The organism is Rhodoferax sp. (genome assembly GCF_023700745.1).
In the GTDB taxonomy this organism is placed as follows: domain Bacteria; phylum Pseudomonadota; class Gammaproteobacteria; order Burkholderiales; family Burkholderiaceae_C; genus Rhodoferax.
In genome coordinates this window covers 61,833-84,959 of record NZ_JAMPYG010000008.1, presented here as the reverse complement: position 1 = coordinate 84,959, position 23,127 = coordinate 61,833, and the positions used below count along the sequence as shown (strand labels likewise).

General features: G+C 62.0%; 24 protein-coding genes and 1 other RNA gene. 12 read left to right on the top strand and 13 right to left on the bottom strand.

Features of this window, described 5'->3' with window-relative positions:
- Position 1: 1 nt before the first annotated feature.
- Together NDJ10_RS08410 and NDJ10_RS08405 are read right to left on the bottom strand one after the other, a co-directional pair.
- A complete protein-coding gene (locus tag NDJ10_RS08410) occupies positions 2-490 on the bottom strand; it encodes a MarR family transcriptional regulator (RefSeq protein ID WP_296161083.1) in 489 nt (162 codons plus the stop codon).
- Between the two features lie 71 nt (positions 491-561).
- Complete coding sequence (locus tag NDJ10_RS08405) at positions 562-1,317, bottom strand: dihydrodipicolinate reductase C-terminal domain-containing protein (RefSeq protein WP_296161081.1); 756 nt, start codon at positions 1,315-1,317, stop codon at positions 562-564.
- Between the two features lie 154 nt (positions 1,318-1,471).
- Between NDJ10_RS08405 and NDJ10_RS08400 the strand changes: the two genes are divergently transcribed.
- The 3 genes from NDJ10_RS08400 to hemG all read left to right on the top strand — a co-directional run bounded on the left by NDJ10_RS08400 (position 1,472) and on the right by hemG (position 4,098).
- Positions 1,472-2,806: a chloride channel protein gene (locus NDJ10_RS08400; RefSeq protein ID WP_296161079.1), complete on the top strand. Its 1,335-nt coding sequence runs from the start codon at positions 1,472-1,474 to the stop codon at positions 2,804-2,806.
- 209 nt (positions 2,807-3,015) lie between these two features.
- Positions 3,016-3,534, top strand: coding sequence for a flavin reductase family protein (locus NDJ10_RS08395; RefSeq protein WP_296161078.1), 519 nt, complete (start codon positions 3,016-3,018; stop codon positions 3,532-3,534).
- A gap of 15 nt (positions 3,535-3,549) precedes the next feature.
- Entirely contained in the window at positions 3,550-4,098 is a 549-nt protein-coding gene (gene hemG / locus NDJ10_RS08390) for a menaquinone-dependent protoporphyrinogen IX dehydrogenase (RefSeq protein ID WP_296161076.1), read from the top strand.
- On the opposite strand, the gene NDJ10_RS08385 is transcribed toward hemG, so the two are convergent.
- Genes NDJ10_RS08385 through NDJ10_RS08375 form a run of 3 tightly spaced genes read right to left on the bottom strand, consistent with a single transcriptional unit; the run spans position 4,088 to position 5,893 of the window.
- Positions 4,088-4,660, bottom strand: coding sequence for a YceI family protein (locus tag NDJ10_RS08385; protein WP_296161074.1), 573 nt, complete (start codon positions 4,658-4,660; stop codon positions 4,088-4,090). The genes hemG and NDJ10_RS08385 overlap by 11 nt on opposite strands.
- Positions 4,661-4,713: 53 nt before the next feature.
- The gene (locus NDJ10_RS08380) at positions 4,714-5,289 is read right to left on the bottom strand and encodes a YceI family protein (RefSeq protein ID WP_296161072.1); all 576 of its coding nucleotides are present in this window, start codon (positions 5,287-5,289) and stop codon (positions 4,714-4,716) included.
- A gap of 28 nt (positions 5,290-5,317) precedes the next feature.
- Positions 5,318-5,893, bottom strand: a complete 576-nt coding sequence (locus NDJ10_RS08375) for a cytochrome b (protein WP_296161070.1) — start codon at positions 5,891-5,893, stop codon at positions 5,318-5,320.
- 182 nt (positions 5,894-6,075) lie between these two features.
- On the opposite strand from NDJ10_RS08375, the gene NDJ10_RS08370 reads away from it, so the two are divergent.
- The 3 genes from NDJ10_RS08370 to NDJ10_RS08360 are packed head-to-tail and all read left to right on the top strand — an operon-like array spanning position 6,076 to position 8,097.
- Positions 6,076-6,903, top strand: coding sequence for a class III extradiol ring-cleavage dioxygenase (locus tag NDJ10_RS08370; RefSeq protein WP_296161068.1), 828 nt, complete (start codon positions 6,076-6,078; stop codon positions 6,901-6,903).
- A complete protein-coding gene (locus NDJ10_RS08365) occupies positions 6,900-7,595 on the top strand; it encodes an alpha/beta hydrolase-fold protein (protein ID WP_296161066.1) in 696 nt (231 codons plus the stop codon). Before NDJ10_RS08370 ends, NDJ10_RS08365 begins: the two co-directional genes overlap by 4 nt.
- Before the next feature lies 1 nt (position 7,596).
- Complete coding sequence (locus NDJ10_RS08360; RefSeq protein WP_296161064.1) at positions 7,597-8,097, top strand: hypothetical protein; 501 nt, start codon at positions 7,597-7,599, stop codon at positions 8,095-8,097.
- Between the two features lie 27 nt (positions 8,098-8,124).
- Here NDJ10_RS08360 and NDJ10_RS08355 read toward each other — a convergent pair whose 3' ends face one another.
- Positions 8,125-9,372 (bottom strand): CaiB/BaiF CoA-transferase family protein, encoded by a 1,248-nt coding sequence (locus NDJ10_RS08355; protein WP_296161062.1) that lies wholly within the window; start codon positions 9,370-9,372, stop codon positions 8,125-8,127.
- 362 nt (positions 9,373-9,734) lie between these two features.
- Positions 9,735-10,928 (bottom strand): acyl-CoA dehydrogenase, encoded by a 1,194-nt coding sequence (locus NDJ10_RS08350; RefSeq protein ID WP_296161059.1) that lies wholly within the window; start codon positions 10,926-10,928, stop codon positions 9,735-9,737.
- Between the two features lie 161 nt (positions 10,929-11,089).
- On the opposite strand from NDJ10_RS08350, the gene NDJ10_RS08345 reads away from it, so the two are divergent.
- The 3 genes from NDJ10_RS08345 to htpX all read left to right on the top strand — a co-directional run bounded on the left by NDJ10_RS08345 (position 11,090) and on the right by htpX (position 14,230).
- Positions 11,090-12,004, top strand: coding sequence for a LysR substrate-binding domain-containing protein (locus NDJ10_RS08345; protein WP_296161058.1), 915 nt, complete (start codon positions 11,090-11,092; stop codon positions 12,002-12,004).
- Positions 12,005-12,084: 80 nt separating this feature from the next.
- Entirely contained in the window at positions 12,085-13,221 is a 1,137-nt protein-coding gene (locus NDJ10_RS08340) for an aminotransferase class V-fold PLP-dependent enzyme (RefSeq protein WP_296161057.1), read from the top strand.
- 133 nt (positions 13,222-13,354) lie between these two features.
- A complete protein-coding gene (htpX, locus tag NDJ10_RS08335; protein WP_296161056.1) occupies positions 13,355-14,230 on the top strand; it encodes a protease HtpX in 876 nt (291 codons plus the stop codon).
- A 5-nt stretch (positions 14,231-14,235) separates the two neighbouring features.
- Here htpX and NDJ10_RS08330 read toward each other — a convergent pair whose 3' ends face one another.
- Positions 14,236-15,969, bottom strand: a complete 1,734-nt coding sequence (locus NDJ10_RS08330) for an FAD-dependent protein (RefSeq protein ID WP_296161053.1) — start codon at positions 15,967-15,969, stop codon at positions 14,236-14,238.
- 91 nt (positions 15,970-16,060) lie between these two features.
- On the bottom strand, positions 16,061-16,978 hold the full coding sequence (gene cysK, locus NDJ10_RS08325) for a cysteine synthase A (RefSeq protein ID WP_296161051.1): 918 nt from the start codon (positions 16,976-16,978) through the stop codon (positions 16,061-16,063).
- A 115-nt stretch (positions 16,979-17,093) separates the two neighbouring features.
- Here cysK and rnpB point away from each other — a divergent pair.
- An RNA gene (gene rnpB, locus NDJ10_RS08320) (RNase P RNA component class A) lies at positions 17,094-17,437 on the top strand.
- A gap of 1 nt (position 17,438) precedes the next feature.
- Here rnpB and NDJ10_RS08315 read toward each other — a convergent pair.
- Complete coding sequence (locus tag NDJ10_RS08315) at positions 17,439-17,963, bottom strand: Rrf2 family transcriptional regulator (protein ID WP_296161049.1); 525 nt, start codon at positions 17,961-17,963, stop codon at positions 17,439-17,441.
- A gap of 137 nt (positions 17,964-18,100) precedes the next feature.
- Between NDJ10_RS08315 and nhaR the strand changes: the two genes are divergently transcribed.
- Together nhaR and ddpX are read left to right on the top strand one after the other, a co-directional pair.
- Positions 18,101-18,997, top strand: a complete 897-nt coding sequence (gene nhaR / locus NDJ10_RS08310; protein ID WP_296161200.1) for a transcriptional activator NhaR — start codon at positions 18,101-18,103, stop codon at positions 18,995-18,997.
- 34 nt (positions 18,998-19,031) lie between these two features.
- The gene (gene ddpX / locus NDJ10_RS08305) at positions 19,032-19,580 is read left to right on the top strand and encodes a D-alanyl-D-alanine dipeptidase (RefSeq protein ID WP_296161047.1); all 549 of its coding nucleotides are present in this window, start codon (positions 19,032-19,034) and stop codon (positions 19,578-19,580) included.
- 23 nt (positions 19,581-19,603) lie between these two features.
- Here ddpX and NDJ10_RS08300 read toward each other — a convergent pair whose 3' ends face one another.
- Genes NDJ10_RS08300 through NDJ10_RS08290 form a run of 3 tightly spaced genes read right to left on the bottom strand, consistent with a single transcriptional unit; the run spans position 19,604 to position 22,998 of the window.
- Entirely contained in the window at positions 19,604-20,401 is a 798-nt protein-coding gene (locus tag NDJ10_RS08300) for an RNA pseudouridine synthase (protein ID WP_296161045.1), read from the bottom strand.
- Between the two features lie 46 nt (positions 20,402-20,447).
- On the bottom strand, positions 20,448-21,266 hold the full coding sequence (locus NDJ10_RS08295; RefSeq protein ID WP_296161043.1) for a M90 family metallopeptidase: 819 nt from the start codon (positions 21,264-21,266) through the stop codon (positions 20,448-20,450).
- A gap of 13 nt (positions 21,267-21,279) precedes the next feature.
- Positions 21,280-22,998, bottom strand: a complete 1,719-nt coding sequence (locus tag NDJ10_RS08290) for an MBL fold metallo-hydrolase (RefSeq protein ID WP_296161040.1) — start codon at positions 22,996-22,998, stop codon at positions 21,280-21,282.
- Positions 22,999-23,127: the final 129 nt, after the last annotated feature.

Here is a 23,127-nt window from a genome sequence, read left to right as displayed (position 1 = left end):
GCTACAACTGCGCCAGCGGAATGCTGCCAGCGTTTTCATCGGCTTTGAGCAACGCAATCAGCTCGGCCAGATCCTGATCGAGTCGTTGCAGGGTTTGCGGACTCAACTCATCGAGTGCGGCCGGCAGAATCCCTTCGAACGGCCCCGGCACCCTGGCCAGCAGGGTCTGTGCCTGATGGGTAATGTGCAAGTGCACATGGCGTTTGTCCTGGGCGTTCTTGTCCATGCGGATCAGTTCTTTTTGGTGCAAGGCTCTCACCAAATTGCTGGCGGTGGACTGGTGCACATCCATGCATTTAGCCAATTCGCCCATGCCAATGCCTGGCTGGTCGCGAATCACGCTCAGTGCCCAGACCTGTGCACCGCCCAAACCGACCTGTTTTTCAATTTGCTTGAAATGGCTGCGGATGGCGTTGAATACCACCCGAAAGCGGCGCAAAACCTGGCTGGATTGGTCTGACTGGCTGTCTTGTGCGTTGGTGCGCGGCATAAAATTCTTGGTGCTAATGCAGAGCCCGGAATCATAGGGCCGAACGTGCTGGTTCGCGCTCTAAATTTGAGTCAGGGTTGCTTGCTCAGTAACTCTTTTCTCACCATCCGCATCATCAAATCGTCAAAGGTGTAAAAGCCATTCTCACAACGGGCCAGTTCAGCCAGCGCAAAAGCGGCCCCGGTGCCAAAGGCGCGGCGTTCGATCGAATTGTGAATGAGGCGCACGGTCTGGTACGGAAAGCCAAAAATCACCTCATGGTGGCCGACGATGCCGCCCAACCGCAGCGAGGTGATGCGATCCTCGTCGACGTCGATCGTCTGTGCAATTTTGCGTGCTGTGCCGGAAACCTCGGGCTTTTCCCGAAAGTGCTGCTCGACAATTTCGACGTCGGCAAACGGCGCGATCTTGCGCAACAGGCGTGCCGCCATGATCAGGAAGTTGATGCCCACCGTGATGTTGGGTGAGCACAGCACGCGTGCGTTCTTGGCCAGGGTGTGCGCATAGTCAAGGTCGGCGTCGCTGTAAGCGGATATCGCGCTGATCAGCATGAGCCCACGCATGCGCACCTGTTCGCCGTAGAGGTGCAGACTTTCGGGCCGGGAAAAATCCACCAGTGCGTCCACCGGGTGGCTATCGAGCCACTGGCCCCAGTCATCGGGCGTGGCCAGGGCCACCAAAGGCGTGTCAATCCCGGAGGGTGTTGGTGCCATGGTGACCGCAGAGCGGCGTGCAATCCAGCACAATTCATAGCGCGGGTCTTCCTGAAGCACCTGCGCTACCGCTTGTCCTGCTTTGCCAAAACCCACCAATCCGACTTTGATCATGAGGCTCCTCCTTGTGGTTGATTGTGGCACCCGTCCAACACGGCGTGCCACTTGGGGGCATTATGCTTAAATACGTTTGTCGCAATGTATTTTGCCCGCACAATCTGTCCAGACTTCCCTTTTCCTACGCTTGCCATCCAGCCCCATGAAGACCATGAATTCAGATGTCAACAGCGACGAAATCCTGCATGCCATCCACAAGGAAGTGATTGACTGGCGTGCCTGGACCGGGCGTGTGCTGGTGATGGTTTTTGCTGCCCTGGCGGGGCTGACGGTGGTGGCGTTCACCAGAATGACCGAACTCGCATTTGGCGCGTTCGAACATGTCCAGCGGCTTTACTGGTGGGCGCCGTTGCTGTGGACGCCCTTGTGTGCCGCCGCCATTGTCTGGGTCATGCGCCGTTATGCCATGGGCAGCGCGGGCTCGGGTATTCCGCAGGTGATGGCGGCGCTGGACGGCGGTGTGTCACAGGCCAACCGCAGTCTGTTTGTGTCGCTCAAGCTCAGCTTCGCCAAAATGGCGCTCGCCACCTGGGGTCTGCTGGCGGGCTTGTCACTTGGGCGCGAAGGCCCTTCGGTGCAAATTGCCGCCGGGGTCATGCACCATGCCCGGCGTTGGTTGCCGGACAAATCGCAGGTGTCCGAACACGGTCTGATGATGGCTGGCGGCGCTGCCGGTATTGCGGCAGCCTTCAACACCCCGCTGGGCGGCGTCATGTTTGCCATTGAAGAACTGTCGCGCAAGCCCGAACAACGCTCCAGCGGTCTGCTGCTGGCGGCCATCGTGCTGAGCGGCCTGATGGCGGTGTCGATTTACGGCAACGCGACCTACTTTGGGGTGATCCGGGTGCAACACCTGAGCACGGCACTGCTCTTGCCGGGGCTGGCCGTGGCAGTGCTCAGTGGTCTGGCCGGCGGGCTGTTTGCACGGCTCTTGCTGGTGTCGATCCGGGGCGAATCAGGCGACCGCTTCAGCCACTGGCGCAAGCGCAACCCGGTGGTGTTTGCCGCTGCTTGTGGGCTGATCGTTGCCGTTATCGGGCTGGTCAGCCACGGCAACACCTTTGGTACCGGCTATGCCCACAGCCGCGCCATGCTCGAAGGCAACGATGACACCTCGCCGTTTTATGTGCTGCTGAAGTTCATGGCCACCTGGATCACGGCCTGGGCCGGTGTGCCCGGTGGCATCTTTGCGCCCGCGCTGGCCATTGGCGGTGCCCTGGGCAACGATGTGGCGCAGTTCATTGGGTATGCCAATGCGCCGACCTTGATTGCACTGGGTATGGTGGGTTTTCTGGCGGCCGTCACACAAGCGCCACTGACCTCGTTCATCATCGTCATGGAAATGGTGGCAGGCCATGGTCTGGTGCTGAGCCTCATGGCCTCGGCGGTGGTAGCCAGCGGCGTGTCGCGCCTGATGAGTGTGCCACTGTACAGTGCGCTGGCGCTATTGCAGTTGCAGCGCTTGCCCAGAAACGAGCCGACCTAAAAAAAGGAGCCCCGAGGGGCTCCAAACTCGCTTGTTGTTCTGATCGCTAAAAAAGAACAACCAGCATATTGTATTTGAACAAATACATTTCTGTTTAGGGGTATACCCCTGATTGGCATTGCCGCGTCCAATGGGCGCAGCAATGCCGCTTGACACTGTATTGCCCACTGCAGCACTACGTTGATGCGTTATCGGTTAAATTGCACAGGATGTTTTTGAAATCCCAAGGCGCAAACGCCAGTCCCCCGTTATTCTCCAGTACCGAATTTCGTACGGCCCTTGGCATGTTTGCCACCGGGGTCACCATTGTCACGGCGCGCGCCGCCGATGGCCGCCTGGTCGGCCTGACCGCCAATTCTTTCAACTCGGTGTCACTCACGCCGCCGCTGGTGCTGTGGAGCTTGTCGCAGGCGGCGACATCGATGGAGGCTTTTCGCCAAGGCTCCCATTACGCCATCAACATCCTGGCGGCCGACCAGCAGACGCTGGCGCTGCGCTTTGCCACCCGTGGGCTGGATCGTTTTGCCGATGTGGCGTTTGTCGAAGGACGCTGTGGTGCGCCCTTGCTGGCAGGTGCTGTGGCCACTTTTGAATGTTTCAACCGCAGTCGCTACACCGAAGGCGACCATGTGATTTTTGTGGGCGAAGTGGAGCATTGCACACACCGCGAAGGTGTCTCGCCGCTGCTTTATCACGGCGGAAAGTTTTACACTGAGCACCCTTTGTAAACTGGTAAGCCTGCCATGACGGAACCCACTGCTGAACGCATTTTGATCGCTTATGCCACCACCGACGGTCATACCAAACGGATTTGCGATCGGATGAAGCAGGTCATGGAGGGTTTGGGGCGGCCGGTGACGGTGGCCTTGCTGGCTGAAGCCGGGGCGCTGGACCTGAACAGCTTTGAACGCATTGTGATCGGCGCCAGCATCCGTTATGGCCACCACCAGCCACTGGTGACGGAATTCATTGGTCGGCATCAGGCGCTGCTGGAGAGCCGGCCCAGCGCATTTTTCTCAGTCAACATCGTGGCGCGCAAGCCCGACAAGAACACCCCTGAAACCAATCCCTATTGCCGCAAGTTGCTCAAAAGCATCAGATGGAAACCCCGTCTGACGGGGGTGTTCGCTGGCAAGCTGGATTACCCAAGGTATGGTTTTTTTGATCGCCAGATGATCCGGTTCATCATGCTGATCACCAAGGGCCCCACCGACCCGACAGCGGTGGTGGAGTTCACCGACTGGGGGCAGGTGGAGGCGTTTGCGCGTCAGGTGTGCGAAATTACTGCTTGATGGCTTCGACCTGGATCAGCAGCCGTACGTTTTTCGGAAACCCCCAGTCAATGCCGTAGTTCACCCCAAACTGGGTGCGGTCGATGGTGGCTTCGAAGTCGCCGCCGCACACTTCACGCTTGAGCATGGGGTTGTCGTAGCAATTGAAGTTGGTGGCCTTGAGCGTGACCGGCTGTGTTTTGCCGAGCAGGGTCAGGTTGCCGGCGATGTCGGCCAGCTTGTCGCCGTTGAAGTTGAACTGGGTGGACACAAAGGTCATCTTGGGAAACTTGGCGGCGTCCAGCAGCTCGGCGCTTTGCAGGTGCTCGTTGAAGGCGCCAAAGCCGGTGTTGACCGACTTGGTGTCAATGGCGATATCGACCTTGCCGGTCTTGGCGGCGCGGTCAAATTCAACCTTGCCTTCTTTTTTGTCAAAACGGCCGCGGTTGGTCGAGGTGCCAAAGTGGTCGATCTCAAACGTCACGTAGGTGTGGGCCGGGTCAATGGCGTAGTTGGCTGCCTGGGCCTGGGAGCCCAGCGCGAGCAGGGACAAGGCAGCAGCAGAAATGAGGGATAAACGCATGGAAAGCTCCAGAGAGGGTTAAGGGAAAGGTAAAAAAATGCTTGATCGGTCGATCAGGGCAGCTTGGGGATCCCGCTCAGGGCCAACTTGAATCTGACCTGCACGTCATCGGCCACCATCGAGGTGTCGGCCCAGTCGCCTTCGCCGATCCTGAATGCCAGCCGTTTGATGGGTAGCACACCGGTTGCCGTGGTGGTGGCGCCGTTTTGTGACATGGCCAGCGGCACGGTCACATCGTGGCTTTGGCCCTTGATGGCAAGCTTGCCCGCCACTTCGTACTTGCCTCCACCCAGGGACTTGAAGGCGGAGGACGTGAATTGGGCTTGCGGGAATTTGGCGGTGTTGAACCAGGTGGCTTTGGGCAGCTCGGCATCCATTTCAGGCGCGCCCAGCGTGGCGCTGGCGATGTCGACGGCCAAGGTGACTTTGCTGGTTGCCAGTTTGGCCGCGTCAAAACTGATCTGGGCATCGAACTTCTTGAAATGCCCTTGCACCGGCACCCCCATCTGTTTGACTTCGAAGGCGATGCTGCTCTGGCTGGTCAGCAGCTTTTGCTGGGCCGCAGCGGGCATGGCAGCAGCGCTGAATGCCACGGTCAGGACGGCGGGAATGAGGGCGAAAAAATTCATGGTGTGGACTCCGTGACAGGCGGTGTGTTCAGGAACGGGTGGGCAACATGCGTGACAGCAGGCCGTCACGGTCCACCAGGTGGTGTTTGAGTGCCGCGGCGATGTGCAGACCGGCCAGCGCCAGCAGCGCCAGCGCCATCAGCTTGTGCAAAGGCTTGATGAGTTCAGCCAGCTCCTTGTTGACGGGCAGCAAATCGGGCAGGGGCATCTGGCCAAACCAGACAATCGGGAACCCGGCCGCCGAGCTGTAGGCCCAGCCGACCAGCGGCACGGCAAAAAACAGCAGGTATATCAGATGGTGCGTGGCATGGTAGGCCCGGATTTGCCAGCCCGGCATGTTCCTGGTCACGGTGATGGGCAATGTCGGTGGACGGTGTGTGACGCGCCACACCATGCGCCATACCGTCAGCGCCAAAAACGTGACGCCCGCCCATTTGTGCCAGTTGTAGAGTTTCAGTCGCTGCGGGGAAAAAGGCAGATCGGTCATGTACACGCCAACCACAAACATGGTCACGATGACCAGCGCCAGCAACCAGTGCAAAACCATGGCCGTCGCGCTGTAGCGGGCGGCTGTTGGCACTCGGGCGGACAGGGGTGGGGTCAAAATGCTTCTCCGGAAATGGGTTGGACAGGGTTTATCCTGCTGCGATGGAAAGAAGTTTATGGGTCTATTAATCCAAATCGGTTCAATCTGATTGATGTTGTGATTCGATTTATTTGAATGATTAAATCCTGGGTTATTGCATACTCGGTTCAGCTACACCTCTCAACCTTCTGGAAATTGCCATGAACACGACCCAGCTGCGCGCGCCCGTTTTCTTCATCTCGCATGGTGCCCCCACGTTGGCCTTGGAGCCCGGGCTCCTTGGCGCCAATCTGCGCGCCCTGGGGCAACAACTCACAGGTATCAAGGCGGTGCTGGTGGTGTCGCCGCACTGGCAAACCCGCGAGCTGCAGGTACTGACAACACCGACCCCTGAAACCGTTCACGACTTTGGCGGCTTCCCGGCTGCGCTGTATGCGCTGCAGTACCCGGCGCCGGGTCAGCCCGAGCTGGCCTTGGGCGCGCTGCAGCTGTTGGCTCAGGCGGGTTGGTCTGTGAGCGCGGAGGCGCATCGTGGTCTCGACCATGGCGCCTGGGTGCCACTGTTCCACTTGTTGCCGCAAGCCAACGTGCCAGTGTTCCAGGTCTCCATGCCGCACCATCTGGATACCGCCGGGGCGCTGGCCTTGGGCCGGGCGCTGGCGCCGCTGCGCGACCAGGGCGTGCTGATCGTGGGCTCCGGCAGCATGACGCACAACCTCTACGAGCTGCAGCGCCCTGCAGCGCCTGCTGTCGACTACGCTGTCGAGTTCGCCCATTGGGTCCGTCAGGCCGTCAGCCGCGCCGACGTGGCGGCGCTGCTGGACTACCGCCGCCTGGCGCCACATGCCGAGCGTGCCCACCCCACGCAGGAACACTTTTTGCCTTTGCTGGTGGCGCTGGGCGCCAGCCACGAGGCCGAGGCCGCGCAGGTCATTACCGGCGACATCACCTATGGTGTGCTGTCAATGGAGTCCTATGGCTGGGGTTTGCGCAACGCGGCAAGCCCGGTCGCAGAGGTGGCAGCATGAGCTTCTTGAACCCAGGGGTGTCGCCCTTGCAACAGGGCGCCGACTTTGCCTTGGCGTTTCGCATCCGGCAACCCCAGCCGGACAGGCCCAGGGCCTTGCTGGTGTTGCTGCATGGCGTGGGTGGTTCCGAGTCCAACCTGGCTGAGCTTGCGAACGACGTCAATCCCGACACCCTGGTGGTGTTGCCGCGCGGTCCCTTGACCTTGGGGCCGGGTCAATTTGCCTGGTTTCGCGTTGCCTTCACCGCCAGTGGCCCGCGCATCGAAGCGCAGGAGGCCGAGCAAAGCCGCCTGGACCTGATCCGGTTTGTCGCGCAGGTGCAAGCGGCCTACGGCATTGCACCGCAGCAGACCGTGATTGCGGGCTTCAGCCAGGGCGGCATCCTGAGCGCCAGCGTCGCCTTGACGGCGCCTGAAAGCGTGGCCGGTTTCGGCATCTTGTCCGGTCGCATCCTGCCTGAACTCGAACCCCATCTGGCCGCACCGGCACGCCTGGCCGCGCTGCAGGCTTTTATCGGCCATGGCGACTTTGATAGCAAGTTGCCGGTGCTGTGGGCGCAGCGCTCGGAGGCTTTGTTGTCGCAATTGGGGGTGGCGCATCGCAGTCGGCGGTACCCCATCGACCACGGCATCAGCGCGGCCATGCAGGCCGATTTTCTGCAGTGGCTCAACGGTGTTTTAAAGGTTGAATGACATGACGCCTGCGGCACCCCGGTCCGATACGGTTCAGCCGGTGCTGCACATTGGGGCGCACCAGACGGTCTTTTGGGCGGGTAGCGGTGCCGCCGCACAAACGCTGTCACTGGCCATGGGTTTCAGCCGAACCGCAACGGAGTGCTTTGGCCACAGCCCACCGTCAGCGGGTGAGCTGGAGGCCGCCATCATGGTGGTCGAGGACGAGCTCAGCCGCGTGCCAGTCATCGCGGCGCCGCAGGCCACGGTGCGTGCGCCGGCGGCTGTCATTGAAGCGCTCGGGCGCAGCGCAGGGCTTGCCGACGGGGCGGCCAGCGTACTTTCACTGAATCAGGTAGAGCGCCTGTTTAACCTGCTGGCCGCTTTGTCGATGGGACGTCCCGCGGCGAGCGCCGGCATTCCGGCCGACCTGCAGTTCGCCGCCACGCTGCTGATCCTGCGCGAGAGCATGCACCATCTGAAATTTGATGCCGTCCACCTCGAAGCCGTAGCCCGTGCCTGACGGGCGTCCGCCGCGCTGGTTTCATCGCTAGACCACACCGCGTTGGCGCAAGCCTGCCACTTGCGCCGCATCCAGCCCTAATTCAGCCAGCACCTCGTCGGTGTGCTCACCCAAGGCGGGCGGCGGACGGTGCAACACCGGCGGCGTCGCCATCAGGCGCAGTGGACTGGCCACCGTGGCGATGCTTGCCACCGCGCCTGCGGCTGGCTGGCAGCTGGCGACGGCTTGGTCCACCCTTAAGCCGCGCGCCTGCACCTGGGCGTCGGCAAAGGCCTGACCCATGTCGTTGATCGGACCGCAGGGCACGGCTTTGTCTTCGAGCAGCGCAATCCACTGCGCCGTGCTGCGCGTGCGCGTGACCGCCTGCAGCGCCGGAATCAGGGCGGTGCGGTGTTGGACGCGCAGGGTGTTGCTGGCAAAACGTGCATCTTTTGCCCACTCGGGGTGGCCGGCGGCTTCGCAAAAGCGGGCAAACTGGCCGTCGTTGCCGACCGCCAGCAACATGCTGCCGTCCAGGGTTTCGAAGGTTTGGTAAGGCGCCAGGCTCGGGTGCGTATTGCCCTGGCGCTGCGGTACCTTGCCAGTGTTCAAAAAACCTGCCGCCTGGTTGGCCAGTACCGCCATGCCCACGTCCAGCAGTGCCATGTCGATGTGCTGGCCCTCCCCCGTGCGATGCCGCACTTCGATCGCGGCCAAAATGGCACTGCAGGCGTAAATGCCGGTGAGCACGTCAATCAGCGCTACGCCCATGCGCATCGGGCCGCCGCCGGGCTCGCCGTCGGCATGGCCGGTGATACTCATCAGGCCGCTCATGGCCTGGATCATCAGGTCGTAACCGGCGCGTTCGGCGTACGGTCCGTCCTGGCCAAAGCCGGTGACCGAGCAGTAAATCAGGCGCGGGTTGACCGCTTTGAGGCTGTCGTAATCCAGTCCGTACTGTTTCAAGCCCCCGACCTTGAAGTTCTCCACCAGGATATCGCTTTGCGCCGCCATTTTGAGGATCAGCGCCTGGCCCTCGATTTGTGCCATGTCGAGCGTGATGGCCCGTTTGTTGCGGTTGCAGGCGGTGAAATAGGTGGCCTGGTTGGTGTCCTTGCCTTGCGCATCCTGGAGGAAGGGTGGCCCCCAGTGGCGCGTGTCGTCCCCCGCACCGGGGCGTTCGACCTTGATCACGTCGGCACCCAGGTCGGCCAGCATCTGGGTGCACCAGGGGCCGGCAAGCACGCGCGAGAGGTCGAGAACCTTGAGGTGGGAGAGGGCGGCTTGTGTTGTCATTTTTGTTTTTGGCCTTTAAGCCAGGATTCATTCGTTAGCAGGTTGGTTTTGGTGACTGGCCATGGGAGCTTAGGCTGGGGGCCTCATACGCGCTTCGCTTTGCGAAATCGGCCCCTAGCCTAAGCCCCCATGGCCTGGGTCGAGCGTGCGTTTGCAAAGATGAATAACAACTTGGGCTTGCATTTCAGTTTCAATCTCAGCAAAGCAGAGCGTGCACAGCAGCGGGTGGGGTATTGGGATTCGCCGATTTCGCAAAGCGAAGCGCGTATGAGGCGGAGCCCAGTACCCCGCCCGCTGCCCTCACAGACCATCCAAAACTGCCGTCTCACAAAAAAATGAAATCAATTGGAATCTGACCCCAATTAGTTGAACGCCGCAATGCCCGTCTGCGCCCGGCCCAGAATCAGCGCATGGATGTCGTGCGTGCCTTCGTAGGTGTTGACCACTTCCAGGTTCACCAGATGCCGCGCCACGCCGAACTCGTCGCTGATGCCGTTGCCACCCATCATGTCGCGCGCCAGGCGCGCCACGTCCAGCGCCTTGCCGCAGGAGTTGCGTTTCAGGATCGAGGTGATTTCCACCGCCGCCGTGCCTTCGTCCTTCATGCGGCCCAGGCGCAGGCAGCCCTGCAGGCCGAGTGCGATTTCGGTCTGCATGTCAGCCAGCTTCTTTTGAATCAACTGGTTGGCGGCCAGCGGGCGGCCGAACTGCTGGCGGTCCAGCACGTACTGGCGCGAACGGTGCCAGCAGTCTTCGGCGGCGCCCAGCGCGCCCCAGGCAATGCCGTAACGCGCGCTGTTCAGGCAGGTGAACGGGCCTTTGAGGCCTTGCACTTCGGGGAAGGCATTTTCTTCGGGGCAGAACACGCCGTCCATGACGATCTCGCCAGTGATGCTGGCGCGCAAACCCACTTTGCCGTGAATGGCCGGGGCGCTCAAACCCGCCGCGCCCTTGTCCAGCACAAAGCCGCGAATCGGGCCGACCGCGCCGGACTCGGACACTTCTTTGGCCCAGACCACAAACACATCGGCGATCGGGCTGTTGGAAATCCACATCTTGCTGCCTGACAGTTTGTAGCCGCCGGGCACCTTGACCGCGCGGCTCAGCATGCTGGCCGGGTCCGAGCCGTGGTTGGGTTCGGTCAGGCCGAAGCAGCCGATCCACTCGCCGGTGGCGAGTTTGGGCAGGTACTTTTGTTTGGTGGCTTCATTGCCAAATTCAAAAATAGGCACCATCACCAGTGAACTTTGCACACTCATCATCGAGCGGTAACCGCTGTCCACACGCTCGACTTCGCGGGCGATCAGACCATAAGCGACGTAGTTCAGGCCGGGGCCGCCATAGGCTTCGGGGATCGTGGGCCCAAGCAGGCCGAGTTCGCCCATTTCGCGGAAGATGGCGACATCGGTTTGCTCCTTGCGAAAGGCCTCGATCACGCGCGGCTGCAGCTTGTCCTGGCAGTAGGCAGCGGCAGCTTCCTTGATCATGCGCTCGTCGTCGCTGAGTTGGTTGTCGAGCAAAAAGGGGTCTTGCCAGTTGAAGCTTGCTTTGGCCATGGGGTTCTCCGGTGGATGTTGAATAGCGCAATGGTAGCGCCCATGCGAGCGACTTGGCAAACGACTTGTTCTCACTTTGAATTGAGAAAAAATCATATATTGAGTCAATTAAAGCGGATAAATAGACTTATTTGAACAGTTTTGTGTACATTACGCACATCATGCGCAGAAAGATCCCTTCTCTCCAGGCACTGGCCTGCTTCGAAGCAGCGGCCCGCCACCAGAGCTACACCCGTGCTGCACAAGAGCTGGCACTGACCCAGGGCGCGGTGTCGCGCCAGCTTACCGCGCTGGAAGATTTTGTGGGCGTGGCCTTGTTCAAACGCACCCGCCATGGCGTCAGCTTGACCGCGCGCGGGCGCGACTACGCAGCGCAGGTGGCCTTGCGCCTGCAGGCGCTGGAGCAGGATACGCTTGACGTGATGAGCACACAGGGGCGGGGTAGCGTGTTGCATCTGGCGGCTGTGCCCACCTTTGCCACGCGCTGGCTGATTCCGCGCTTGCCCGGGCTCAAACGGGTGCAGCCCGAACTCACCGTGCACATCGAGACGCGCACCCGGCCCTTCATGTTTGCCGACACGCCGTTCGATTGCGCGCTGTTTGCCGGCACGCCCGAGCAAGTTGGCCAGTGGGCCGGCACCCAGGCGACCAAATTGCTCGACGAAGTGGTGCTGCCGGTGTGCCACCCCAGCCTGCTGCAAGGGCTGGACAAGTTGTTGCCGGAAGCGCTTATGAGACTCCCCTTGCTGCAGCAAAGCACTCGCCCCGACGCCTGGCGGCAGTGGTTCGAGGCACAAGGTGTGGTCGCGCCGCAGGCCCTGTCAGGGGCTCGTTTTGAGCTGTTTTCCATGACGGTGGCTGCGGCCGTCCATGGCATGGGCCTGGCCTTGGTGCCGCGCTTGCTGATCGACTCCGAACTGGCGCGCGGTGACCTGGTGGTGGCTTGTGACCGGCCCCTGGACAACCAGCGTGCCTATTACCTGGTGCGCCCCGCAGGGCAGGACCACCTGGCGGCGACCCAGATTTTCCTGGATTGGCTGGTTCAAACGGTGCACCAGGTGCCGCCTCAGGTTTGACTGGGTTATTCAGGGTGTTCACGGTTCACCCCCCGTGCTAAGCTAAACGCATTGACAACCCATTCACAGGAGCGTTTTCCATGCCCGGACTTCTTCCCCACATCGACCCTGATGGCCTGCTTGAGTTCTCTGTGGTCTACACCGACCGTGCGCTCAACCACATGTCGCAACGCTTTCAGGGCGTGATGAAAGACATCTCCAGCATCCTCAAGGAGGTTTACCACGCCCCCTCGGCGGTGCTGGTGCCGGGCAGCGGTACCTTTGGCATGGAAGCCGTGGCGCGCCAGTTTGCCACCGGCAAAAAGGCGCTGGTGATCCGCAATGGCTGGTTCAGCTACCGCTGGACGCAGATTTTTGACATGGGGCAGATCCCGGCAGAGTCCATCGTGCTCAAGGCCCGGCGCACCGGGGCGGACAAACAATCGCCCTGGATTCCCTGCCCGGTGGACGAGGTGGTGGCCAGCATCCGCGCCAACAAGCCTGACGTGGTGTTTGCCCCGCATGTGGAAACTGCCGCCGGCATGATGCTGCCCGACGACTACCTGAAAGCCGTGGCTGATGCGGTGCATGAAGTGGGCGGTCTCTTTGTGCTGGACTGCATCGCCTCGGGCGCCATGTGGGTCGACATGGAAGCTACCGGGGTCGATGTGCTGGTGAGTGCGCCGCAAAAAGGCTGGAGCGGCTCGCCCTGCTGCGCCATGGTGATGTTGAGCAGTCGGGCGCGCGCTGCCATTGACGTCACCACCAGCACCAGCTTTGCCTGCGACTTGAAGAAGTGGCTGCAGATCATGGAGACCTACGAAAAAGGCGGTCACGCCTACCACGCCACCATGCCGACCGACGCGCTGACCCGCCTGCGCGAGGTCATGCAGGAAACCCGCGCCTACGGGTTCGAGAAGGTCAAGGCTGAGCAGGCGGCGCTCGGTGCCAGGGTGCGCACCCTGTTCGAGAGCCGCGGTATCAGGAGTGTGGCTGCCGAGGGCTTCAAGGCCCCCGGCGTGGTGGTGAGTTACACCAGTGATGCCGACATCCAGAACAGCAAGAAATTCCTGGCGCTGGGCCTGCAAACCGCCGCCGGCGTGCCGCTGCAGTGTGACGAGCCCGCCGATTTTTCAACCTTCCGCGTTGGCCTGTTCGGTCTGGAAAAGCTGCACAACGCCGACCGCAGCGTGGCCCACTTGGCAACGGCGCTCGACGCCATGGGCATCACGGCCTGACGTGCAGGGCGCCCGTTAAATGGGCACTTGATGTGGGGGAATTAGGCACTCCCCGACTTGATTTCCGGCCTTTCGCCACTACCATTCGCTCACCGGAACGGGGCTACCGTTTGATTGAGTGAAAAAGGAAAACATGAAACGCATTTTGTTGTTTGTTCTGACCAATGTGATGGTCGTGGCGGTGCTGGGCATTGTGGCCAGTCTGCTGGGCGTGAACCGCTACCTCACGGCCAACGGACTCGATTTGGGCGCCTTGCTGGGTTTTGCGCTGGTCATGGGTTTTGGTGGTGCCATCATCTCGCTGTTGATCAGCAAATCCATGGCCAAGTGGACTGCCGGCGTGCGCATCATCAACCAGCCGGCCAATGTCGATGAAGCCTGGATTGTCGAGACCGTGCGCAAGCTCGCCGACAAAGCCGGCATCGGCATGCCCGAGGTGGGTATTTTTGAGGGTGCGCCCAATGCCTTTGCCACCGGAGCCTTCAAGAATTCGGCGCTGGTGGCGGTCAGCACCGGCTTGCTGCAAGGCATGACGCATGAGGAAATAGAGGCCGTCATTGGCCATGAAATCGCCCACGTCGCCAATGGCGACATGGTCACCATGACGCTGATCCAGGGTGTCATGAACACCTTTGTGGTGTTCCTGAGCCGTGTCATTGGTTATGCGGTGGACAGTTTCCTGCGCAAGGGCGACAGCGAAAACACCGGCCCCGGTATCGGCTACATGGTCACGACCATCGTGCTCGACATCGTGCTGGGTTTTGCGGCCGCCATCGTGGTCGCCTGGTTCAGCCGCCACCGCGAGTTCCGCGCCGACGCGGGTGCTGCGCAATTGATGGGACGGCGCCAGCCCATGATCAACGCCCTGGCCCGTCTGGGCGGCATGCAGCCCGGCGAATTGCCCAAGAGCGTGGCCGCTTTTGGCATCACCGGGGGCATTGGCAAGTTGTTCTCCAGCCACCCGCCCATTGAAGACCGCATTGTGGCCTTGCAAAACGCCCAGGCCTGAGGCTGTTACCCCGCACTGGCCAGCTGCCTGGCCAGTGCCTCGGCCACTTTGATGCCATCGACCCCGGCCGACAAAATCCCGCCCGCATAACCCGCGCCTTCGCCGGCCGGGTACAGCCCCTGGGTATTGACGCTTTGAAAATCATCGCCGCGCGGCATGCGCAGCGGTGACGAGGTGCGCGTTTCCACCCCGGTCAGCACCGCGTCGGGCATGTCAAAGCCCTTGATCTTCTGGCCAAAGGCCGGCAACGCCTCGCGCAACGCGGCAATCGCGTAGTGCGGCAGGGCGGGGTGCAGGTCGCCCAGCTTGACGCCCGGCTTGTAAGAGGGCAGTACCGTGCCAAAGCTGGTTGACGCCTGGCCCGCTATGAAGTCGGCCACCAGTTGGCCCGGCGCCTCGTAGTTGCTGCCACCCAGCAGGTAGGCGCCGGATTCGAGCCGGCGCTGCAGGTTGATGCCCGCCAGCGGGTGCGTTGCGCTGGGATTTCGCGCTTTCAGACGTTCGGATTCTTCCGCATAACGCAGGCCTGCAGCGCTGCCAAAGGCGTGCACAAATGCGGCTTCATCCTGGTCAAAGTCGACGGGCTCAATGCCCACCACCATGCCCGCGTTGGCATTGCGCTCGTTGCGCGAATACTGGCTCATGCCATTGGTCACCACGCGGCCGGGCTCGCTGGTGGCCGCTACCACCGTGCCACCGGGGCACATGCAAAAGCTGTACACGGCACGGCCGTTGCTGGCGTGGTGCACCAGCTTGTAATCGGCCGCGCCCAGGCTCGGGTGACCGGCGTGGCGGCCCCAGCGGGCGCGGTCGATCACGCTTTGCGGGTGCTCAATGCGAAAACCCACCGAAAACGGTTTGGCATCCACCGTCACGCCGCGCTCGTGCAGCATGGCAAAGGTGTCGCGTGCGCTGTGGCCCAGCGCCATCACCACCTGGTCGGCGCGCATCTCATGCGACTGCCCACTTGCCTGGTCGAGCACGGTGAGGCCGCGTACCTGGCGGCCTTGGGGGCCGTCTTCCACCAGCACGTCGGTGACGCGCTGCTCAAAGCGGATCTCGCCCCCCAGCGCGATGATCTGGGCGCGCAGGCTTTCCACCACCTTGACCAGCTTGAAGGTGCCAATGTGCGGGTGCGACTCCACGAGGATCTCGGGCGGTGCGCCGGCCTTGACAAATTCCTCCATCACCTTGCGCCCCAGATGGCGCGGGTCCTTGATCTGGCTCCACAGCTTGCCGTCGGAAAACGTGCCGGCGCCGCCTTCGCCAAACTGCACATTGCTTTCCGGGTTGAGCACATGCTTGCGCCACAGGCCCCAGGTGTCCTGGGTGCGCTCGCGCACCTTTTTGCCGCGCTCCAGCACAATCGGCTTGAAACCCATCTGCGCCAGGATGAGCGCCGCAAAAATGCCGCAAGGGCCAAAACCCACCACCACCGGGCGCAGCGCCAGACCGGCCGGGGCCTGCGCCACCAGCCGGTAACTCATGTCGGGTGTGGCAATGACGTGCGGATTGCCTGCGTGTTGCTTGAGCAAAGCGGTTTCCTGCGCAGGGCTGGCCAGCGTCACGTCGACGATGTAAACCACCCGCACCTGCGCCTTGCGGGCATCGAAACTGCGCTTGAAGATGTGCCATTCGACCAAATCCTCTGGCTCTATCACCAGCGTGTGCAGAATCAGCGTGCTGAGGTCGTCGGGCGTGTGGTCAAGCGCGAGCTTGAGTTCAGAGAGTCGGATCATGTTGCGTGCCGGTTGGGCTTGTGTTTATCAAGCAGAAGCAGCGCATTTTAGTTTTAGTGACGATCCATGGCGTTCTGCCGTCACACGTCCATCAGCTGGGCAGAAAACCTTCGACCGACAAATAGCGCTCGCCGGAATCGTAGTTAAAGCCCAGTACCGTTGCACCAGCGGGCAACTCGGGCAGTTTTTGCGCAATGGCGGCCAGCGTGGCGCCGCTGGAAATACCCACCAGCAGGCCTTCTTCACGGGCGCTGCGGCGGGCGTATTCGCGGGCCGGTTCGGCATCGACCTGGATCACGCCGTCGAGCAGGTCGGTGTGCAGATTTTTGGGAATGAAACCGGCGCCAATACCCTGGATCGGATGTGGGCCGGGCGCGCCACCCGAGATCACCGGCGAGAGCACGGGTTCGACCGCAAACACCTTCAGCTTGGGCCATTTGGTCTTGAGCACCTGGGCCACACCGGTGATGTGGCCGCCGGTACCGACGCCGGTAATGAGCACGTCAATGCCCCCAGGAAAGTCAGCCAGGATTTCTTGCGCGGTGGTGCGCGCATGCGCGTCGATGTTGGCCGGGTTTTCGAACTGCTGCGGCATCCAGCTGCCGGGGGTGGTGGCAAGCAATTCTTCAGCCCGCGCAATCGCACCCTTCATGCCCTTTTCACGCGGGGTCAGGTCAAACGAAGCGCCATAGGCCAGCATCAGCCGCCGCCGCTCGACACTCATGCTGTCTGGCATCACCAGAATCAACTTGTAGCCCTTGACCGCGGCCACCAATGCCAGACCGACACCGGTGTTGCCCGAGGTGGGCTCGATGATGGTGGCGCCGGGTTTGAGCGCGCCGGAGGCTTCCGCGGCTTCCACCATGGACAGGGCGATCCGGTCCTTGATGGAGCCACCAGGGTTGCTGCGCTCAGACTTGACCCATACCTTGTGCGTGTCGCCAAACAGGCGGTTGATGCGGATGTGGGGCGTGTTGCCAATGGTTTGCAGGATGTTGTCGGCTTTCATGCGGGGACTCCTCAAAGTGATGGAGCAGTCATTTTGAACCAATTGATCGATTGTTTGGGGTATATGGATAGAACCCCGGGCTCTAAGCCCGCTTTAGCCGCGATAATGGGCCGGTGAAGCCCGCCAGACTGCCGCTGGTGCAATTCTGGAAACAGAGCACTGGAGGAACGTCCGGACTGCATAGGGCAGCGTAGCAGCTAACGGCTGTCCACTGAAAGCCCGGGGCGCAAGTCCTGGGTATAAGGTGAGGATCAGAGCAACAGAGACGAGCCGATTAAGTTCGGGTGAAACGGGCAATCTCTACGCGCAGCAATACCAAATAGGCACACGTTGATGGGGCCCCCGGAGTGTGCGGGTAGGTAGCACCGAGCTACTGAGTGATCAGTAGCCCAGATTAATGGCAGTCACACAGAAGGCAACTTCTGTGCACAGAATCCGGCTTATCGGTGGGCTTCACACTTTATCCCCGCGCCAGCAAGGTCTGACCCAGCGCAAACACCGAATTGGGCGCGTTGGTGCGAACCGGCTGCTGCACCGGTTTCTTGAATACACCGCGATTGGGTGCGGGTTTTTGTTCAACCTTCACCCCTTTGGCCAATTGGTCCAGCACCAGGCTGCGCAGCGTGACCGACTGCATGAAGTCCAGCACCTTGGCGTTCATGGTGTCCCACAGATCTTGCGCCATGTCGGGGTTGGCGCAAGCCGGTTGCGCAGTCGCCTTGGGCTCCTGGTCTTCGACGGCGCCAATGATGTCAGCCACGGTGATGGCATCGGCACGTTGGCCCAGGGTGTAGCCACCGCCGGGACCGCGCGTGCTGGTCACCAGCCCCTGCTGGCGCAGTTTGCTGAACATCTGTTCCAGGTACGACAGCGAAATTTGCTGGCGTTCGGCAATGTCAGACAGCGGCACCGGACCCAGCTTTTCGCGCAGGGCCACATCGATCATCGCGGTGACGGCAAACCGTCCTTTGGTACTTAAACGCATATTAATTCCTCCTGTCAGTGTCGGTAAATCAGACACACCTCAAACTATAAGGTTCAAATCACTTCGTGTAAATTCGAATAATTAATGAATTTACTTCGAAAAAAATGAACAATAGCCAAATACCTGAGGCCATTCACATGAATTTCAAGCATCTTTACTATTTTTGGGTCACGGCCCGTGCGGGCGGCATCATGCGCGCCGGCGAGCAGTTGCACACCACCCCGCAAACCCTCTCGGGGCAGATCAAGCTGCTCGAAGACTGGCTCGGCCGCAAGCTGTTTCGCAAGAGTGGCCGCGGCCTGGAACTTACGGAGCACGGCCGCCTGGCCTTGGGCTATGCCGACCAGATATTCAACCTAGGCAGCGAGCTGGAAAGCAGCCTGCGCCAGGTACGCGGCGCCCAGCGGCGGCTGGATTTCAGGGTGGGCGTGGCTGATTCGCTGTCCAAATCCATCGCCTATCGGCTGCTGGAACCGGCTTTCTCGATCGCCGAGCCGGTCAAGCTGCTGTGCAGCGAAGGCAGCTTTGACGACCTGCTGGCGCAACTGGCGCTGCACCGGCTTGATCTGGTGATTGCCGACGAGCCCATGCCCCGGCGCGTCAGCGTCAAGGCCTACAGCCATGCGCTGGGCAGCAGCGTGATGAGTTTTTTTGCTGCACCCGGCCTGCTGCCGCGCTTGGCTGGCAAGTTCCCCGCCTGCCTGGATGGCGTGCCCATGCTGGTGCCGGGCGCCACGGCCTCGGTGCGCCAGCAGCTCGAAGGCTGGTTTGCCAGCCACCAGATCGCGCCGGTGGTGGTGGGCGAGTTTGACGACGCCGCGCTGATGAAGGCCTTTGGCCGCGAGGGCCAGGGCGTGTTCATGGCCCCGCGCGTGCTTGAAGAAGAAACCTGTAGCCAGTTTGGCGTGCAGGTGATCGGTCACACGGCCGAATTGGTAGAAGAGTTTTACGCGATCTCGGTCGAGCGGCGCATCAGCCATCCCTGTGTGTTGGCCATTACCGACGCCGCGCGCGGCCAGCTGTTCAGCGTTTGAGTTTTTCAGGGGCCTGCAACCGGATAATGCAGCCATGCCACTGCGTGAAATCAGCCACCCCGCCATCGACATCGATCTGCGCTACGCCACCCCGGACAACTTCACCGGGAAAACCATTTACGACCACGCGGTCGCCTATTTGCATCAGGAGGCCTTGGCGGCCCTGGTGCGCGCAGCCGAACTGGCAGCCGCTCAGGGCCTGCGTCTGCGGGTGCTGGATGCCTACCGGCCAGCCGCTGCGCAGTGGCGCTTGTGGGCCGCGCTGCCCGACCCCCGGTTTGTTGCCGACCCGCGCCTGGGCTCCATGCACACGCGCGGTGTCGCGGTGGACCTGATCTTGTGTGACGCCCATGGGGTGCCGCTGGACATGGGCACGGCCTTTGATGAAATGACAGAACAGTCCTTTCACGGTTCGACCGACATTGCGGTGATCGCCCAGCGCCACCGGGGTCTGCTATTGGGCCTGATGACCCTGGCCGGCTGGACGCATCACCCCTATGAGTGGTGGCATTACAACCTGCCTGATCCCACCCGCTACCCGCCACTTGGCGACGGCGCCGAGGGCAGCTTTTTGATGGACTGACCCGCCTCTGCGGCCGGGGCGTTTTAAAAGCGCTCGCCGTCGTGCAGATAGCGCCATTGACCTTCGGGCAGGCCGGACAGGGCTACCCGGCCCACGCGCTGGCGCTTGATGCCCTGGATGCGCAGGCCCACACGCTCGCACAGGTAGGCGATCAGCCCCGGGTGCGTGCCCTTCATGGCAAAGCGCAGCCGGGTGGACGTGTCCGACGTACTGTTGACGCTGACCTTGACCGGCGGCAGCGGCTGGCCGTCGGAGCTCAGGCCCGCATTCAGGCGCTGCAGCAGCTCGGGTGCCACCTCGCCTGCCACCTCCACCACCAGTTCGTGTTCCATGATGGCCGCGTCTTCGGTGAGCTTGCGCAGCACGCGCCAGTCCTGGGTGAACACCACCAGCCCGCTGGCGGCCAGCTCCAGCGGTACGCAGGTACTGAGTTTGGCAAAGTGGTGTTTGAGCAAGCGCACACCTGACGGGTCTTGCGCCCAATGATTGGCTGGCAGCAGCAGTTGTTGCGCCGGTTTGACACGTTTGCCAGCTTCACCAGGCGCCGCCATGGCCTCGAAGCCGGGCGGCTTGTGCAGCAGCAGCGTGACATCGGTGAGCGTCATCAGGCTGGCGTGCGGGTCGACTACCACGGTCTGATGCGTCATCCGTGCCATCGGTTCTTCGACCACCTTGCCGTTCACGCTGACCCAGCCGCCTTCGATGTACTGCTCGGCTTCGCGGCGCGAGCAACGCATCAGCTGCGCCACACGTTTCGACAGGCGCTCGCCGTCCTGCGTGAGCGGTTTGGTGGGCGGCTTGGGTTTTTGGGGTTTGATCATTGGTCGCAATGGTAACCAATGGCGTGACGGGGCGGTTGGCTGACGGCTACCAGCTCAACGGGTCCAACTGGTAGAACTGGCTGAGCTCCCGGTACAACGCCGGGTGTTCTTCGGCCATGGCCCCGGGTTGCTCAAAAAACACCTCCGAGATCACCGCAAAAAATTCACCCGGATCGGTGGCGCCGTAATCGCTGAACAGCGACGGCGCGCCACGCGCCACGCGGGCTTGCAGGGTGGCAAATTCTGTACCCAGCACGTGGGACCAGCGCTGGTACTGCGCCCGCCGCTTGAGCATGGGCGCGCCGTTGGCGCTGCCGGTTTCCTGATCCAGCTGGTGGGCAAATTCATGAATGGCCACGTTTTGCCCATCATCTACCACCGCCGCACCGGCCAGCGTGTCCTGCCACGACAAGATCACTTGCCCCTCTGACCACGACTCGCCCGCCAACACCTCGCGTGTGCGGTGCGCCAGGCCGATGTGGTCCACGTGGTCGCGCTGGACCACAAAACTGTCGGGATAAATCAGGATCTGGCGCAGCTTGGGGTAGTAGCTGCTGGGGCGGTTGACGATGAGCAGGCAGGCGTGGGCGGCAATCGTGACCCGGATCTCGTCGCTGATTGACAGACCGTTGCAGCCGATGAACGCCTTCTCGGCCAGAAACACCTGCATGTGCTGCTGCAGCTTCAATTGCAGGTCGGCGGGCAGCAGGTGCACATAGGGCACGCGTCGCTGCAAGACTTCGCCCCAAGCGGTGGGAAAGGGTCGGGTCCGCAGGCTTTGACGTTTGCGCTCGGTCAGCCAGGGTGCACCCACCAGCCACAGCACCACCAGCAGGCCCAGGCAAAAAATGATGACAGCCGGCATGCCGCTGCGGTGTTTAGGGCATCAACGAGGTGATGCGCGCCACATGCGCCATCAGCGATCGCCTGGCCACCGGCCACATGCGCTGCGGCACATCGGCATATACCAGTGACAGCCAGTCGTCCAGCGTGCCGTCGGGGTGCGCCTGCATGGCCGCCATCACCTTGGCCTCACGCTGCAGGCGGTGGGCTTTAAGGCGGGCGATCGCGGCTCGGGCCTCGTCATCCGGTCCGCCGAGCACATAGCCATGGGCGGGCAGGATGTACTTGAGCTGGTGCTCGGTGCAGGCCGTCTGCAGCAGGTCCAGCGAGTCCAGATAGTCGTCCATGTCGCCATCGGGCGGGTCGATCACTGTGGTGCTGCCGTTCAGGATGTGATCGCCGCTGAACAGCAGGCCGTCTTCCAGCAGCATAAGGCACAAATGATTGGCCGCGTGACCCGGGGTGTAAATCACCTGCAGCGTGTGGGTGGTGTTGTCGGACATCCATCGGCCCGAGGGCGGGCCTCCTACAGGGGCCCCCTGTGGGAGCGGCGCCCCCGCCGCGAAGGTATTCGTGCCAAGCACCAAAACCTCGCCGTTCTGCAGCGCCCTGTCAGGCATAAAAATGCTATTGGCCCGCGCCGTCTCTTTGCTTGGCAGTCCCAGAATCGGCGGCACGGTGTGGCACATGGCCTGCAGCGGCCGGGCGCCGGGGGAATGGTCGGGGTGCGAATGGGTGCAAACAATCATGCGGATGTCGCCACCCGCCGCCCGCCACAGTTTGTCCAGGTGCGCGGTATCGGCCGGGCCCGGGTCGATGGCGATGAAACCGGTGTCGGGGTCGCCCACCAGGTAACTGTTGGTGCCCGGGCCGGTCATGGCGCCGGGATTGGGCGCGGTCAGGCGCAGCACGTTCTTGAGCAGCGGCACGGCCTGCTCGCTTTGCCAGTCCAGCGGGTGTGCAATTTGTCCGTCCGGACAAACCAGCGCCAACTCGCCGTAGGCCGACTCATGTTCCATATGGCGCTGCTCGCGCCCGGCCAGCAGCCCGGTGCGCGGGCAACTGGTCCACAGTGGCTCTTCTGACACCGCGCAGGCCTGCAGCACGGCATCCACCGTCGCCAGGTCCTGCAGGCGCTCCAGCGTGATGATGGTCGGGTAGATCATAAAAAAGCTGCCCGCCTGGTGCCGGGCCAGGGCGTCCCCGGGGCGCACCCACACCGGCTCGAACTGCTCGGCCTCGTCGGCCACGGGCTCTTGCCCTTCAGGCATCCGCGCCACCAGAAACGGCACATCAAAGCGCTTGGGCGAATCGCGGTCGGTGATCCAGCGCGCCAGCACATGGATGTCGCTGGCAGCCAGCGTCAGGCCGCGCGCCGTGCATTGCGCGCCAAAGTCGCCTTGCCGGTCCATCGCGTCAATCTCGGCCTGCGTGGCCCAGCTGCCATCCAGGTGGCGCGCCAGCAGCACGCCCAGCTCTTCAAAGCTCTCGCGAATCCCGGCAATCGCCTCCGTCAGCGCCTGCGCGCTTTGCGTGGCGCGGCGCTGCGTCAGGGCGTGGCAGCAGCCATCCGCAGCGTCAATGCCGCCACCCGGAAACACATAGGCACCCGGCACAAAACTCGCCTTGCTGGAGCGCCGCGTCATCAGCACTTCGAGGCCGTCGGGCGTGTCGCGCAGCAATAGCACCGTGGCGGCATCGCGGGTGGGTGCGGGTGGGCGGGGAGGGTGAAGAAGTTGGGAGGGGCGGGGCATGGGCAGAGGATATCAGGCTGTCATCAAACCCGACAGGTATATGGATGCGGAAACCGTTTTCTGGAAATACTGCGGGTCCGGAACGCGCAAAGCAACGCGTGGTTCGATGTTTTGACCAAAGGACAGACG

Excerpts from the sequence above, each read along its gene's own strand:
- NDJ10_RS08410 (WP_296161083.1), bottom strand. The coding sequence starts at position 490 with ATGCCGCGCACCAACGCACAAGACAGCCAGTCAGACCAATCCAGCCAG.
- NDJ10_RS08405 (WP_296161081.1), bottom strand. The coding sequence starts at position 1,317 with ATGATCAAAGTCGGATTGGTGGGTTTTGGCAAAGCAGGACAAGCGGTA.
- NDJ10_RS08400 (WP_296161079.1), top strand. The coding sequence starts at position 1,472 with ATGAATTCAGATGTCAACAGCGACGAAATCCTGCATGCCATCCACAAG.
- NDJ10_RS08395 (WP_296161078.1), top strand. The coding sequence starts at position 3,016 with ATGTTTTTGAAATCCCAAGGCGCAAACGCCAGTCCCCCGTTATTCTCC.
- hemG (WP_296161076.1), top strand. The coding sequence starts at position 3,550 with ATGACGGAACCCACTGCTGAACGCATTTTGATCGCTTATGCCACCACC.
- NDJ10_RS08385 (WP_296161074.1), bottom strand. The coding sequence starts at position 4,660 with ATGCGTTTATCCCTCATTTCTGCTGCTGCCTTGTCCCTGCTCGCGCTG.
- NDJ10_RS08380 (WP_296161072.1), bottom strand. The coding sequence starts at position 5,289 with ATGAATTTTTTCGCCCTCATTCCCGCCGTCCTGACCGTGGCATTCAGC.
- NDJ10_RS08370 (WP_296161068.1), top strand. The coding sequence starts at position 6,076 with ATGAACACGACCCAGCTGCGCGCGCCCGTTTTCTTCATCTCGCATGGT.
- NDJ10_RS08365 (WP_296161066.1), top strand. The coding sequence starts at position 6,900 with ATGAGCTTCTTGAACCCAGGGGTGTCGCCCTTGCAACAGGGCGCCGAC.
- NDJ10_RS08360 (WP_296161064.1), top strand. The coding sequence starts at position 7,597 with ATGACGCCTGCGGCACCCCGGTCCGATACGGTTCAGCCGGTGCTGCAC.
- NDJ10_RS08355 (WP_296161062.1), bottom strand. The coding sequence starts at position 9,372 with ATGACAACACAAGCCGCCCTCTCCCACCTCAAGGTTCTCGACCTCTCG.
- NDJ10_RS08350 (WP_296161059.1), bottom strand. The coding sequence starts at position 10,928 with ATGGCCAAAGCAAGCTTCAACTGGCAAGACCCCTTTTTGCTCGACAAC.
- NDJ10_RS08345 (WP_296161058.1), top strand. The coding sequence starts at position 11,090 with ATGCGCAGAAAGATCCCTTCTCTCCAGGCACTGGCCTGCTTCGAAGCA.
- NDJ10_RS08340 (WP_296161057.1), top strand. The coding sequence starts at position 12,085 with ATGCCCGGACTTCTTCCCCACATCGACCCTGATGGCCTGCTTGAGTTC.
- htpX (WP_296161056.1), top strand. The coding sequence starts at position 13,355 with ATGAAACGCATTTTGTTGTTTGTTCTGACCAATGTGATGGTCGTGGCG.
- NDJ10_RS08330 (WP_296161053.1), bottom strand. The coding sequence starts at position 15,969 with ATGATCCGACTCTCTGAACTCAAGCTCGCGCTTGACCACACGCCCGAC.
- cysK (WP_296161051.1), bottom strand. The coding sequence starts at position 16,978 with ATGAAAGCCGACAACATCCTGCAAACCATTGGCAACACGCCCCACATC.
- NDJ10_RS08315 (WP_296161049.1), bottom strand. The coding sequence starts at position 17,963 with ATGCGTTTAAGTACCAAAGGACGGTTTGCCGTCACCGCGATGATCGAT.
- nhaR (WP_296161200.1), top strand. The coding sequence starts at position 18,101 with ATGAATTTCAAGCATCTTTACTATTTTTGGGTCACGGCCCGTGCGGGC.
- ddpX (WP_296161047.1), top strand. The coding sequence starts at position 19,032 with ATGCCACTGCGTGAAATCAGCCACCCCGCCATCGACATCGATCTGCGC.
- NDJ10_RS08300 (WP_296161045.1), bottom strand. The coding sequence starts at position 20,401 with ATGATCAAACCCCAAAAACCCAAGCCGCCCACCAAACCGCTCACGCAG.
- NDJ10_RS08295 (WP_296161043.1), bottom strand. The coding sequence starts at position 21,266 with ATGCCGGCTGTCATCATTTTTTGCCTGGGCCTGCTGGTGGTGCTGTGG.
- NDJ10_RS08290 (WP_296161040.1), bottom strand. The coding sequence starts at position 22,998 with ATGCCCCGCCCCTCCCAACTTCTTCACCCTCCCCGCCCACCCGCACCC.